Below are 13,252 nucleotides of genomic sequence, written 5' to 3'. Positions count from 1 at the left end.
ATTCGGATATTTGCTCTGACATGCGCGGTCCGGTTCTTTTCAGCTAACGTTAATTTCGTGACCAACTCGGTGCCGGGGTTCGATGACTGGCTCAACCGCTCGCTCGAAGACGCTGCGCGCGAGGCAGGCGAGGACGTCAACACCTACGTCATGCGAGCCGTGGCCGCCCAGATGGTCGCCGACCAGGTGCGCGCCGAGAAGCCTTCGACGAAGGACCTGCTGGAACATCTCTCCCAAACCGGCGTTCTCGACAGCGATTCGATGCCAGACGTCTCGGCGGTCATCGCCGACCCCGATCGGCTGGCCGCACTGCGCGAGACCGGACTGCTCGATTCTCCCGTGGAAGCGGTCTACGACCGGATCACGCGGGCGGCCGCCGACGCCCTGGACGCCCCGTTTTCGGCGGTGTCCCTGATCGATGCCGACCGACAATTCTTCAAGAGCACCGTAGGAATGGGCGATATGTCGGTGCCCGAAAACCGCGAGGTGACACTCGACCAATCGATTTGTCAGTACGCGGTGGCGGACCGCACTCCTTTGGTGCTCGAAGACGCGCAAGCCGATCCGGTGTTCAAGAATCATCCGGTGGTCCGCAGCGGCGCGATCGCGGCGTACCTCGGCATACCTCTGGTCGATCACAAAGGCCGTGCGATCGGCACCCTTTGTGTCTTCGACGACAAACCGCGACTCTGGGGAACCGGCCACGTGCAAGTGCTCACGGATCTGGCGGCGCTGGCGATGGAGCGCATTTTCGGCTCCAAGCCGTACTGAAGCAGCAAACCAGGCTGCCAAAACTTACGTGCGCGTAACCCTCGTTATTGTGCGCAAATTGCTTTCTTATTGAGTGGCCCGCTCATTCCACCGCGTCGGGAGGTGCAGCGCACCTAATATCGGTTGCCAACGATACGTCGGGGGGATGACTGATGCAGCTAGGTGCCATGGGGTGACGACCCACACGCCTAGCACCAGACCCACCACGCCGCGATTGCAGGCCGCGTCGGCGCCGGTTCAGAAGAGTGCGTCGACGGGGACGCCGCGCTTTGTCGAACGCATTCGCTCTGACCCGTGGTATTCGGCGATCACCCTCGCGATCGACGCCCTCTACGCCGCCATCTCGGTACTTTTGGCCCAGTGGTGGGTCGGCGATTTGGTCCACGAGCGCAACATCGCCTTCTATTCGTGGTTGTTCGTACCGATCGTGATCGTCGTTCTTTCCACTCGCCGGTTGTACCGACAGAAGTTGGGACAGGGGTTTCTCGACGAATTCGAACCGGTGCAGACGTCCATTGCGGTGGCATCACTGGCGACCTTGACCATCATGCTGCTGCTCGTGCCTCGCCTGGAGACCGGTGGAGTCGTCGTGCCGTACATCCGCCCAAGCGAATTGATTCTGCGGATCTGGGTGTGCGCGGCGATCCTGATCCCCGCGGTGCGCCTGCTCAGGTCGGTGCTGAACCGCTGGCTGCGGCGGAAGTTTCATGTCGGGGCCCCGGCGCTGGTCGTGGGCTCGGGACCAGTGGCCCATCAGCTCATCTCGCGGATGCAGCAGGTGCCGGAATACGGTCTCTGGCCGGAAGGGCTGCTCGACGATGCCCGGCCGAGCGAAGTGGAGATGGCCGGAATGCTGGGGGTGCCGTATCTGGGCACCGCGGACAATCTCGAAAGCGCCCAGCGTGCTACGCGCGCCGAAGATCTCATCATCGCGCCGTCGTCATTGCCAGACGAGAAGCTGGGGCGGATCGCCCATCAGGCGCAGGAGCTCGGAATGCGGGTCCGCGTCGTGCCCCGATTGATGGATGCCGTCGGCAGCAACACCAGGATCGAGCACATGGGCGGCGTCCCGCTGATGGTGCTGTCGCGCGTCGATCCGAAGGGGTGGCAATTCGCGGTCAAGCACGCGGTGGACCGCTCCGCCGCCCTGCTCGGCCTCGTGCTCATCTCCCCGCTGTTCATCGCTTTGATGCTCGCGGTCAAGCTCAGTTCGCCGGGGCCGATCTTCTTCAGCCAGGAGCGAATTGGGCGTGACGGCAAGGTCTTCGGCTGTCTGAAGTTCCGCAGCATGCGTCCCGCGGATCCGGCCGGCGCGGACTTCGAGCCGCAGGAAGGCACGGCGCCCGGCGGCGTGGAGGGTGAAGATCGGCGCACCCGAATCGGCAAGTTCATGCGCAAGACGTCCCTGGATGAGCTCCCCCAGCTGCTCAACGTGCTGCGCGGTGACATGAGCATGGTCGGTCCGCGTCCTGAGCGGCCAGAGTTCGTCGAACTGTTCGAGATGCACGTCCGGCGCTACGGCGAGCGGCACCGGGTGAAGGCCGGCATCACCGGCTGGGCCCAGGTGCATGGACTTCGAGGACAGACCTCGATCGCCGATCGAGCCGAATGGGACAACTACTACATCCAGAACTGGTCGCTGCTGCTGGACTTCAAGATCTTGCTCCTCACCGTGCTGGCGGTGCTGCGCCCCACCGAGGACTGACCTCGGCTGTCGCGTTTGGACGCGGTCCCCATCGTGTATCCCTTTGCCAGGGCGTCTAGGAATGGCGTTTTCACAGTTGCCTGTGCAACTAGTGCAGTTTGGGCTACATTCCGCATGGGGGTATGTCGGTGGGGGTTTTCTGGTGGGTGTCGAGCCGGCGCACGTAGGCCTCATTCCCGACGGCTTGAGGCGCTGGGCACAGAGCAACGACACAACGCTGTCCGTTGCGTACCACCGCGGCGCGGAGAAGGTGACCGAGATTCTGCTGACGCTGCAGCGGCACGGTGTGCAGACCGTGACGGTGTACAACCTCAGCCGGGCTAACCTTGCACGGGATCGCACCGAACTGGAACCGGTGTATGCGGCGTCCAATCACTTCTTTTCGACGCTGCTTCCCGCCCATTTCGACAACGCCAAATGCAGTTTCAGGTTGCATGGCGATCGAAATGCGTTGCCGCACAATTATGTTGCTGCGGCACAAGATCTGGAACACGCGATGCACGGGAGCGAGTTTCGTATCAATATCCTGGCGGCCTATGACGCCTACGACGAGCTGCGCATCGCACTGCAGCGCGCCCGGCACGACGGGTGCGACATCAGCGCCGCATTCGACATCGACGACGTGGACATGGTCGTCCGGACCACCCCGGAGCCACTGCTGAGCGGATTCCTGCCGCTGCAAAGCCAATACGCCCAGCTGGTCTTCTTGTCTACGCCTCTCAACGACCTGACCGAGCAGGCCATCGACGATCTCATCGCTGACCACCGGCGTTTTCCGCAGCTGAGAGGCCGGTAGCCCGCCGTGGCGTCGACGCGGAAGCCGTTGATCATCGGCGCTGGACCTGCGGGCCTCACCGCCGCTCTCGAACTGGCGAAGAGAGGGGTGACACCGCGCATCTTCGAGGCGTCGGCACACGTCGGCGGCCTCGCGCGCACGCCCGCCGAAGGCGATTGGCGGGTCGACCCGGGGGGTCATCGGTTCTTCACCAGGAGTGAAGAGGTCTCCGACCTGTGGCGGTCTTTGCTTCCCGAGGATCAGTGGATCTCGGTGCGTCGGCGTTCAGCCATGCTTGTCGACGGGCGGTATGTGCGGTACCCACTTGTCGGCCGTGATCTGATCTCGCAGCTGGGATTCCGAAGCGGTGCCCGCGGCCTCACGAACTTCTTGTGGTCCAGACTGCGCAGCCGGATACGGTCAACGGTCGAATTTCCGAGTTTCCGGGATTGGGGCACAGAACAATTCGGCCGTCACTGGTACGAAGTCTTCTTCGATGGCTATGTTCGCAAGACGTGGCTCACCGACCCCGAAACCCTGGCGAGCGACTGGGCGAATCAGAGAATCAAGCCGATCTCTTGGCGCGCACCGACTGAGGAGGATCCCAGGGCTGAGGATGCCTTCCGCTACCCCAAGTACGGACCTGGCCAGCTATGGGAAGCGGCTGCAGAGGCTTTGGAAGGGTTCGGCGTGGTTCCCTCACTCAACTCCTACGTGACAAGCGTCCGGCACGTCGGCAGAACCTGGACGATCGAGCGACAGAACGGCGAGACCGCGTCCGGAGATGCGGTGTTCTCGAGCATGCCACTGCGGTTGCTCATCGAAAGCCTGGAACCCACACCGCCGAAACACATTCGGGAGATCGCCGCATCGCTCAAGCACCGATCGGTGATCACCGTAGCGGTCGCTCTGAAGAAGCATTACGACATTCCCTACAACTGGGTATACACGCCGGGTGCAGAGTTTCGGGTGGGTCGGATCCAGAATTACCGACGGTGGTCGAGCGCACTGGCTCCCGAGGGCTGGAACGGCACTTACCTCGGCCTCGAGTACTACACCCTGCCCAGCGACGACCTGTGGGTGGTGAGCAACGAAAGCCTTGGCGACATAGTCGAACAGGACCTCCGTACGCTCGGCGTCGACGGTTCCGCCCTCGACCATTGCATGTTCGTCCGCTCACAGTTCGCCTATCCGATCAACGATCCGGCACGCGAACAAAGCGTCGCCACCATCCGTGACTACCTGCGTCGCATCCATCCGTCTCTACACCCGATGGGACGCAATGGCATGCACCACTACGACAACCAGGACCATGCCATGCTCAGCGCCCTGCGGAGTGTGGCACAGTACTTCGGTGCGAACGTCGACCCATGGCAGGTGAACACCGATCGTGACTATCTCGAGTCCGGCTTGATCAAGGGCTGAGCCGGCTTCAGCCGCGCCGCCGTCGGAGCATCGCCACCGCGACACCGCCCCCGCCGATTGCCAATCCCGCGCACGCGGCGATCCACCAGTACACGCTGGTGTCGCTGTCGTCGGAAGCGACCGATGGTGCCGCCGCATCGGTGTCGACGGTCACCGGCTCGCGGTCGGGAAGTGAGATCGCCGCGGTCCCGTCCAGTCCGGCCCACCGACGCGTATCACCGTCCAGCCAGTCGAGTAGGGAATCGAGTTGCTCCGGCGCGCTTTCCGACGTCGCGAACAGAACGGTCCGATCGCCGTCGCGGCCGACTTGCAGAGATGCGAATGGTGTCGACGGATCAAGTTTCAGGGTCGCCGGGCGGCCCCCGCCGACACGCTGGACCTCGAGTGTCCCATCCGCCGAACTGCGCACCGGCGGAACGACTTTGTCGTTGTCCCAGCCGTCTGCCGAGATCAGGATGGCCGGTGACCGGCTGTCGATCGCGCTGTCCAGAGGCACCACCTCGCTATCCAGGCGTGGCCCGCTGAGTCGCTGCAGTCCTTCCATGATCGAGACGGCACGCGCGGTGTCCTCAAACGACTTCGGTTCGACGCCCACCTGGATCTTGGGCATCAGCGCCTGAGGAATCGACTGGAATCCGGCCGGATCAGGGGGATCCGCGGGAGTGCTCTCGATGGTGGTGTCGTCGTCGACCTTCAACGTGACGGGCTGGAAGTCACCGCACCGTCCGACGTCGCCCGCGATGTCGACAGCGACCGAAAGCTTGGTGTCGCGCCGCAGTTCGGACTGCGGAATGCTGATCGAGCGGTCGATTGTGCCGGTCGCGTCGGCCGCCCATTGATCGATCGGTTCACCGTCGATCGAAACCAGCACCTGCCCACCTACCGTGGACGGCAGCGGTGTGTACGACCCCTTCAACTGCACGCGCAGGTCATGCATGGCCTGTCCTAGACGGGTTTGGTCGAGGCCGACCGCCACCTGCGGTTTGAATGCCGTCGCACTCACCCCGGACTGGCCGAGGTCCTTCATTGTGGCCGGGCTGGCGGGCGGCTCATGTGTCGAGTTGATCTGCCCGGTACCCACTTTCGCGGACAACGCCAGCTCGGAGAGGTCACTGCTCAGCAGTCGAACCTGGTTCGCCAGATCGTCCGCCTCACCCGTGATCTGCAGAGCCGGAACACCGCCATCGCCGTTCTGCATCGAAACAGCCGGGTCCGATCCCTCTCCAATGACGACATTGCGTTCCAGCGGAGCCGACGGCGGCACCGCCGCGTCGTCGTCCAGCGGCGCGACGTCGATTTCGGTGTTCTGCGTGCCATATCGATCGACCACGGCCGTCGTCATCTGAACGGCTGCGTCGGATTCCGCGGCTGTCGGCTGCTGCGGGACGAAGATCGTCATCTTCTCCAGCACCGTCGGCAGGAAGTCGGCGACCATGGTCGGCGCCGTCTCCTTGCCGGTGTAGTCGATCGCGGCATCGGAAAGCTGCAGCGGAATCGTCGAGTCATAGAGGCAGTCACCCTCCTCGGGCAACAGCCGGCTGCGCACCGTGAACGTCACGGTGTCGTCGACGACGCGCGCTCCTGTCAACGGAATCGACAGCGGCGTGTTTTCCGCCGCCAGCAGTTCGATACGGGAGAGCGTGCGACGGTCCTGGGTGACGATCAGGGTTCCACCCCGAACGTATGGCGGCAACTCGACGTCTGCGGTCAACGCTCCTGGCGTCAGGCCTTTGGGCACCGGCACGGTGATGGTCTGTGTTCCCTGCAGGCCGTACAGCGCGATGTCGGTGTCAGCGCCCAGCGTCGTCAAGCTCAACGTCGGCGCATCGGCCAGCTGTCCGGCATCACCGGGTGCCGCGTGTACGACGGGTGTGCCGAAATTGACCGCTTGAAAAGCGACGGCGGTCACACCGATGGCTATGGCGCGCTTGAAGAAATCAGTTCCGAGCCTCATCCGGGGGCAGTGTAGCCAAACCGCCGCACTCTTCAAACGCACGGCTGTTGAGCTCGGAGTTTGCGCCCGCCCGAATACCGAAAAGCCCCCGGCACCAGAGGGGCGCGGGGACCTTTCGCGTTCGGAGCTATTTCGCCTTTTCGAGAACCTCGACCAGACGCCAGCGCTTGGTCGCCGACAGCGGCCGAGTCTCCATCAGCGACACCCGGTCGCCGATACCGGCATCGCCCTGCTCGTCGTGCGCCTTGACCTTGGTGGTGGTCCGGATGATCTTGCCGTAGAGCGGATGGCTCTTGCGGGACTCGAGTTCGACCACAATGGTCTTCTGCATCTTGTCGCTCACCACGTAGCCGATGACCGTCTTACGACGACCGCGGTTCTCCTCGGCGCGCGGAGTATGCTTCGGGCCCTTGCCCTTTGCCTGATCTTTTGCCTCAGCCATTACGAATCCTCACCTACAGGCCCGGATGCCAGACCCAGTTCACGTTCACGCAGCACGGTGTACACGCGCGCGATTTCCTGGCGCACCGTGCGAAGGCGACGGTTGTTGGCCAGCTGTCCGGTCGCCATCTGGAAGCGCAGGTTGAACAGCTCTTCCTTGGACTCGCGCAGCTTCTCCTTCAACTCATCGTCGGTCAGTTCGCGAAGTTCGCCCGGCGTCACTCCCACAGCCATCAGAAGTGCTCCTCTCGGGTAACGATGCGTGCCTTGATCGGCAGCTTGTGGATCGCGCGGGTCAGCGCCTCGCGCGCGGTCTTCTCATCCGGGTAGCTCAGCTCGAAGAGCACGCGACCCGGCTTGACGTTGGCCACCCACCACTCGGGCGAACCCTTACCCGAACCCATGCGGGTTTCGGCGGGCTTCTTGGTCAACGGGCGGTCGGGGAAGATGTTGATCCACACCTTGCCGCCACGCTTGATGTGCCGGTTGATGGCGATACGAGCGGACTCGATCTGCCGGTTGGTGATGTATGCGTGTTCCAGCGCCTGGATGCCGTAGTCACCGAAGCTCACCGAGGTGCCGCCGCTGGCGATACCGCGCTGCCTGGGGTGATGCTGCTTGCGGTGCTTGACTTTACGGGGAATCAACATGGCTAGCTCTCCGTGGTTTCCGTGGGCTGAGAGGATGCCGCCTCGCCGGCAGCGGCCTCGGTGCCTGCCGTCGCCTCCGCGGCGGCGGGTGCCTCTTCGGTACCCGATTGCACGGGACCGGCTTCGCCGCCGGAGGCGGCACGACCAGCCTCAGTGCTCGTCGCGGTGGTACCCGATGCACCACTGCGACGCGGACGGGTGCCCGACGGACGCTCGCGACGCGGACGATCCGCGCCTGCCGGAGCCGCGGCGGTGAGCTCGCGCTTGCCGCCGACGATGTCGCCCTTGTAAATCCAGACCTTCACACCGATACGACCGAAGGTCGTCTTGGCTTCGTAGAGCCCGTAATCGATGTCGGCACGCAGCGTGTGCAGCGGCACCCGGCCCTCGCGGTAGAACTCCGAGCGGCTCATCTCGGCGCCGCCCAGACGTCCCGAGCACTGCACCCGAATGCCCTTGACGTTCGGCTGGCGCATCGCGGACTGGATGGCCTTGCGCATGGCGCGACGGAACGCGACGCGGTTGCTCAACTGCTCGGCAACACCCTGAGCCACCAACTGAGCCTGCGACTCGGGGTTTTTCACCTCGAGGATGTTCAGCTGAACCTGCTTGCCGGTCAGCTTCTCCAGGTCGGCGCGGATGCGGTCAGCCTCGGTGCCGCGGCGGCCGATGACGATGCCGGGACGCGCGGTGTGGATATCGACGCGGACCCGGTCGCGGGTGCGCTCGATCTCCACGTCGGCGATGCCGGCGCGCTCCAGACCGGTGGCAAGCAGGCGACGGATCGCCACGTCTTCCTTGACGTAATCCTTGTACTGCTTGTCGGCATACCACCGGGACTTCCAGTCGGTGGTGATACCGAGCCGGAAGCCGTGGGGATTGATTTTCTGGCCCACTACTCCGAGCCCTCCTTCGCTTCGTCAGAAGCTTCTTTGGTCTTCGCGGCGGCCTTCTTGGCCGGAGCCTTCTTTGCGGCAGCCTTCTTGGCCGGTGCCGCTTCCACAGTCACTGTCTCGGTGGTCGTCTCGGCTGCCGGCTTGGTGGCCGGCGCCTTCTTCGCCGCGGCCGCCTTGCTGCCCTGCGCACGACGCGAGCGCGATGCGCTGGCGGACTGTGCGGAAGCACCGCCCCGTCCACCGTCGCGGCTGGGCCTGCTCTCGACAATCACCGTGATGTGGCTGGTGCGCTTGCGAATACGGAACGCACGGCCCTGTGCGCGCGGACGGATGCGCTTGGCGGTCGGGCCCTCGTCCGCATAGACGGTGGCGACCACGAGGGTGGTCGGATCCAGACCCTCGTTGTTCTGCGCGTTGGCCGCAGCACTCGCGATGACCTTGGCGACCGGCTCGCTGGCGGACTGCGGCGCCCACCGCAGGATGTCCAGCGCTTCGGTCACCGACTTACCGCGCACCAGGTCGATGACCCGGCGCGCCTTGGTCGGCGAGATGCGCACAAAGCGCGCCTTCGCGACCGCAGACGGGTATTCAGTCGTCGTACTCATTACCGGCGCTTAGCCTTCCGGTCGTCCTTGATGTGACCCTTGAACGTGCGGGTCGGTGCAAACTCGCCGAGCTTGTGCCCGACCATCGCCTCGGTGACGAACACCGGGACGTGCTTGCGGCCGTCGTGCACCGCGAAGGTATGCCCGATGAAGTCGGGGATGATCGTCGATCGACGCGACCAGGTCTTGATGACCTGCTTGGTGTTCTTCTCGTTCTGTACGTCGACCTTCTTGAGCAGATGGCCGTCGACGAACGGGCCCTTCTTGAGGCTGCGTGGCATCGTTTACTCCTACCGGTGCTTCTTGCCGGTGCGTCGGCGACGAACGATGAGCTTGTCGCTCGGCTTGTGGGACTTGCGGGTACGGCCTTCGGGCTTACCCCACGGGCTGACCGGGTGACGGCCGCCGGAGGTCTTACCCTCACCGCCGCCGTGCGGGTGGTCGACCGGGTTCATCACGACACCACGGACGGTCGGGCGCTTGCCCTTCCACCGCATACGGCCGGCCTTACCCCAGTTGATGTTCGCCTGCTCGGCATTGCCTACCTCGCCGACGGTGGCGCGGCAGCGCACGTCGACGCGACGTATCTCACCGGATGGCATACGCAGCGAGGCGTAAGTGCCTTCCTTACCCAGCAGCTGGATGCTCGCACCGGCCGACCGCGCCAACTTGGCTCCACCACCGGGCCGCAGCTCCACCGCGTGGATGAGCGTGCCCGCCGGGATGTTGCGCAGCGGCAAGTTGTTGCCGGGCTTGATGTCGGCGTTGGCGCCGGACTCCACGACGTCACCCTGCGACAGTCCCTGCGGCGCAATGATGTAGCGCTTCTCGCCGTCCAGGAAATGAAGCAGTGCGATGTTGGCGGTGCGGTTCGGGTCGTACTCGATGTGTGCGACCTTGGCGTTGACACCGTCCTTGTCGTTGCGACGGAAGTCGATCACGCGGTAGGCGCGCTTGTGCCCGCCGCCCTTGTGACGCGTGGTGATCCGACCGTGTGCGTTGCGGCCGCCCTTGCCGTGCAGCGGGCGAACCAGCGACTTCTCCGGATGGTCGCGAGTGATCTCGGCGAAATCGGAGACGCTGGCACCGCGACGACCCGGGGTCGTCGGCTTGTACTTGCGAATTCCCATGTTTCTTAAAGTCTCTCTGCTATCCGCCGGCTAGGCCGGTGCTCCGAACAGGTCGATCGGCTTGCTTCCAGCGGCCAGCGTGACGATGGCGCGCTTGGTGTCCTTGCGCTTGCCGTATCCGGCGCGGGTGCGCTTGCGCTTGCCCTGCCGGTTGAGGGTGTTGACCGAGTCGACCTTGACTTTGAAGATCTTCTCGATCGCGATCTTGATCTGGGTCTTGTTCGAGTCGGGGTGCACGACGAACGTGTACACGTTCTCTTCGATGAGCCCGTAGGACTTCTCCGAGATCACCGGCGCCAAGATGATGTCGCGGGGATCGGTGACGGTAGCCATCAGGCCGACACCTCCTCGTCCTTGTTCGTGTGAGCAGCGATGTAGGCGTCCAGCGCCTCCACGCTGAACACCACGTCGTCTGCCTTCAGTACGTCGTAGGTGTTCAACTGATCCGGCGAAAGCACATGCACGCCGGGCAGATTGCGAACGCTCTTGGCACCGGTCTCGTCGGTGCGGCCGATCACGATCAGCACCTTGTTGTTCTGCGCCGTGTTCTCGGTGAGAAGCGTCGCCAGGAACGTCTTGGCCGCCTTCGTCGACGGCGCCTGCCCCTCGACGAGCTCGGTCACCGCGTGGATACGGCCATTGCGCGCCCGGTCCGAGAGCGCCCCGCGGAGTGCGGCGGCGATCATCTTCTTCGGGGTCCGCTGGCTGTAGTCGCGCGGCTGCGGTCCATGAACGACCCCGCCACCGGTGAATTGCGGGGCACGCGTCGAACCCTGACGAGCGCGGCCGGTGCCCTTCTGCCGGTACGGCTTCTTGCCGCCGCCACGCACGTCGCCACGCGTCTTGGTGGCGTGCGTGCCCTGACGCTTGGATGCCAGCTGCGCCTCGACGACCTGATGCATCAGCGCGATGTTGGCCTCGGCGTCGAAAAGAGCGGCGGGCAGCTCGACAGAGCCATCCTTCTTACCCGCGGGGGTGTGGACGTCGATCTTCAAAGCCTTCTCGGCCTTCTCGGTCTTCTCGGCCATTACTTCTCGCCTCGCTTGATTGCACTGCGCACCATCACGAGTCCGCCGTTGCGGCCGGGGATGGCGCCCTTGATCAGCAGCACGCCGTTTTCGGCATCGACCTTGTGCACCAACAGGTTCTGCGTCGTGACGCGGTCGCTACCCATGCGGCCCGACATGCGGGTGCCCTTGAAAACGCGGCCGGGAGTGGCACATCCGCCGATGGAGCCGGGGCGGCGGTGCACAGCCTGGGCACCGTGGCTGGCGCCCTGGCCCTTAAAACCGTGACGCTTCATGGTGCCCGCGAAGCCCTTGCCCTTCGAGGTCCCCGTCACGTCGACGTACGCGCCGTCGGCGAAGATCTCGGCGGTCAGTTCCTGACCGAGCTCGTACTCGGCGGCAGCGGCCTCGTCGTCGAGCCGGAACTCAGCGATGTGGCGGCGCGGATTCACACCCGCAGCCGAGTACTGCCCTGTCACAGGCTTGTTCACCTTGCGCGGGCTGATCTCGCCGTATGCAAGCTGCACCGCGCTGTAGCCGTCGCGTTCCGGAGTGCGGATCATCGTCACGACGTTGGGGCCGGCCTTCACGACCGTCACCGGCACGACCCGGTTGTTCTCGTCGAACACCTGCGTCATGCCCAGCTTGGTGCCCAGAATGCCCCGGCGCGGTGCGCCAGATTTGCTATCGCTAGCCATTTCTCTTGGGTCTCCTACTGGATGTTGACGTCGACGCTGGCCGGCAGATCGATGCGCATGAGGGCGTCAACGGTCTTCGGCGTTGGGTCGAGGATGTCGATCAGCCGCTTGTGGGTGCGCATCTCGAAGTGCTCCCGCGAGTCCTTGTACTTATGCGGGGACCGGATGACGCAATACACGTTCTTCTCGGTCGGCAGCGGCACTGGGCCGACCACGCTGGCGCCCGTCCGTGTGACCGTCTCAACGATCTTGCGCGCCGAGGCGTCAATTGCCTCGTGGTCGTAGGCCTTGAGCCTGATGCGGATCTTCTGTCCCGCCACGCTTCTCCTACCTCACTACTAACGGGCTTCCACGCTCGGGCGTGAAAAACCTCTGGTCTGCTGCCACGCGCCGGGGAAGCCCCCGTCGCGCGGCTATGCCGCCGCTGTTTACCTGTCTGTGGTCCACCGACCCCCGCGCTCGGGTGTGTCGCCCTAGCGCACGCTCGCCCGCGTCGGAAATCCGTCGCGATCGAGGTTGGGACCGGACGCGCCCCTGGGGGCGCAGGTCGTATGCCCCGTGCCAGGCGGTCCCGAAAGGGGTCCGTCCCGGCTCAAGGCAACCCGAACAGTATGCCCTAGATCTGGGCCCGCTCCAAATCCCTGGCCATGGGAAACCCGCCGGCGGGGCTGGTTAGCGGCGGAAGCTATCTTACCCCGGAGTAAGATAGCCGCGCATGGCAGACCCGACCACGACATATCGTGTCTGGAAACATCTTGCCGACCGGCCGGGCGGCAGCCGGCTGTTCAGCATCGCGGCAATGGCCCGGGTGCCGTATTTCGCATCGATCACGCCGCACGTCGTGCGCATGGAACCGGGTTTTGCGGAGGTCGCGGTGCCTAAGTGGTTCTTTCTCTACAACCACCTGCACACCGTGCACGCGATCGCGTCGTGCAATGCCGCCGAGATGGCCATGGGCATGTTGATGGAGGCCACCGTCCCGACGAGTCATCGCTGGATCCCCAAGGCGATGAATGTGCAGTACATCGAGAAGGCGACGACCTCGCTGCGGGCCCAGGCCCGGCTGGATCCGCCGGACTTCACGTCGATCACGGAAGGCGCCGAAGTCGTCGTGCCGGTGCAGGTGGTCGATCGTACGGGGACCGAGGTGGTGCACGCCGACATCACGTGCTGGGTGACGCCGGCCTAGCAGAAC

Annotated in this window: 17 protein-coding genes; 5 read left to right on the top strand and 12 right to left on the bottom strand. The window is 64.4% G+C overall.

Going from position 1 to position 13,252, the window contains the following annotated elements; genetic code table 11:
* Window positions 1-57 precede the first annotated feature (57 nt).
* The 4 genes from M1248_RS22275 to M1248_RS22260 all read left to right on the top strand — a co-directional run bounded on the left by M1248_RS22275 (window position 58) and on the right by M1248_RS22260 (window position 4,676).
* On the top strand, window positions 58-771 hold the full coding sequence (locus tag M1248_RS22275) for a GAF domain-containing protein (RefSeq protein ID WP_317149742.1): 714 nt from the start codon (window positions 58-60) through the stop codon (window positions 769-771).
* A gap of 145 nt (window positions 772-916) precedes the next feature.
* Entirely contained in the window at window positions 917-2,476 is a 1,560-nt protein-coding gene (locus M1248_RS22270; protein ID WP_410506718.1) for a sugar transferase, read from the top strand.
* A 61-nt stretch (window positions 2,477-2,537) separates the two neighbouring features.
* Window positions 2,538-3,272: an undecaprenyl diphosphate synthase family protein gene (locus M1248_RS22265; RefSeq protein WP_317149740.1), complete on the top strand. Its 735-nt coding sequence runs from the start codon at window positions 2,538-2,540 to the stop codon at window positions 3,270-3,272.
* Window positions 3,273-3,278: 6 nt separating this feature from the next.
* A complete protein-coding gene (locus M1248_RS22260; protein WP_163735464.1) occupies window positions 3,279-4,676 on the top strand; it encodes an NAD(P)/FAD-dependent oxidoreductase in 1,398 nt (465 codons plus the stop codon).
* A 7-nt stretch (window positions 4,677-4,683) separates the two neighbouring features.
* On the opposite strand, the gene M1248_RS22255 is transcribed toward M1248_RS22260, so the two are convergent.
* The 12 genes from M1248_RS22255 to rpsJ form a co-directional block, all read right to left on the bottom strand.
* Window positions 4,684-6,630, bottom strand: coding sequence for a hypothetical protein (locus tag M1248_RS22255; RefSeq protein WP_317149739.1), 1,947 nt, complete (start codon window positions 6,628-6,630; stop codon window positions 4,684-4,686).
* A gap of 127 nt (window positions 6,631-6,757) precedes the next feature.
* Entirely contained in the window at window positions 6,758-7,072 is a 315-nt protein-coding gene (gene rpsQ / locus M1248_RS22250; protein WP_014209140.1) for a 30S ribosomal protein S17, read from the bottom strand.
* Window positions 7,072-7,305: a 50S ribosomal protein L29 gene (rpmC, locus tag M1248_RS22245; protein ID WP_163735458.1), complete on the bottom strand. Its 234-nt coding sequence runs from the start codon at window positions 7,303-7,305 to the stop codon at window positions 7,072-7,074. Before rpmC ends, rpsQ begins: the two co-directional genes overlap by 1 nt.
* Window positions 7,305-7,721: a 50S ribosomal protein L16 gene (gene rplP, locus M1248_RS22240; protein WP_006245113.1), complete on the bottom strand. Its 417-nt coding sequence runs from the start codon at window positions 7,719-7,721 to the stop codon at window positions 7,305-7,307. The genes rpmC and rplP overlap by 1 nt, the downstream gene beginning before the upstream one ends.
* A gap of 2 nt (window positions 7,722-7,723) precedes the next feature.
* Complete coding sequence (gene rpsC, locus M1248_RS22235) at window positions 7,724-8,617, bottom strand: 30S ribosomal protein S3 (protein ID WP_317149738.1); 894 nt, start codon at window positions 8,615-8,617, stop codon at window positions 7,724-7,726.
* Entirely contained in the window at window positions 8,617-9,222 is a 606-nt protein-coding gene (gene rplV, locus M1248_RS22230; RefSeq protein WP_163735449.1) for a 50S ribosomal protein L22, read from the bottom strand. Before rplV ends, rpsC begins: the two co-directional genes overlap by 1 nt.
* A complete protein-coding gene (gene rpsS, locus M1248_RS22225; protein ID WP_066907363.1) occupies window positions 9,222-9,503 on the bottom strand; it encodes a 30S ribosomal protein S19 in 282 nt (93 codons plus the stop codon). The genes rplV and rpsS overlap by 1 nt, the downstream gene beginning before the upstream one ends.
* A gap of 9 nt (window positions 9,504-9,512) precedes the next feature.
* The gene (rplB, locus tag M1248_RS22220; protein ID WP_083124619.1) at window positions 9,513-10,352 is read right to left on the bottom strand and encodes a 50S ribosomal protein L2; all 840 of its coding nucleotides are present in this window, start codon (window positions 10,350-10,352) and stop codon (window positions 9,513-9,515) included.
* A 30-nt stretch (window positions 10,353-10,382) separates the two neighbouring features.
* Window positions 10,383-10,685: a 50S ribosomal protein L23 gene (gene rplW / locus M1248_RS22215; RefSeq protein WP_014209146.1), complete on the bottom strand. Its 303-nt coding sequence runs from the start codon at window positions 10,683-10,685 to the stop codon at window positions 10,383-10,385.
* Window positions 10,685-11,380: a 50S ribosomal protein L4 gene (gene rplD / locus M1248_RS22210; RefSeq protein ID WP_163735446.1), complete on the bottom strand. Its 696-nt coding sequence runs from the start codon at window positions 11,378-11,380 to the stop codon at window positions 10,685-10,687. Before rplD ends, rplW begins: the two co-directional genes overlap by 1 nt.
* Complete coding sequence (gene rplC / locus M1248_RS22205) at window positions 11,380-12,057, bottom strand: 50S ribosomal protein L3 (protein WP_163735443.1); 678 nt, start codon at window positions 12,055-12,057, stop codon at window positions 11,380-11,382. The genes rplD and rplC overlap by 1 nt, the downstream gene beginning before the upstream one ends.
* A 14-nt stretch (window positions 12,058-12,071) precedes the next feature.
* A complete protein-coding gene (rpsJ, locus tag M1248_RS22200) occupies window positions 12,072-12,377 on the bottom strand; it encodes a 30S ribosomal protein S10 (protein WP_003883485.1) in 306 nt (101 codons plus the stop codon).
* A 395-nt stretch (window positions 12,378-12,772) separates the two neighbouring features.
* On the opposite strand from rpsJ, the gene M1248_RS22195 reads away from it, so the two are divergent.
* Window positions 12,773-13,246, top strand: coding sequence for a hotdog fold domain-containing protein (locus M1248_RS22195; protein WP_317149737.1), 474 nt, complete (start codon window positions 12,773-12,775; stop codon window positions 13,244-13,246).
* The last annotated feature ends 6 nt before the right edge of the window (window positions 13,247-13,252 follow it).

The sequence above is a fragment of the Mycobacterium sp. 29Ha genome (assembly GCF_032883055.1).
GTDB lineage: Bacteria > Actinomycetota > Actinomycetes > Mycobacteriales > Mycobacteriaceae > Mycobacterium > Mycobacterium gallinarum.
This window is presented reverse-complemented; position numbering and strand designations above follow the sequence as displayed.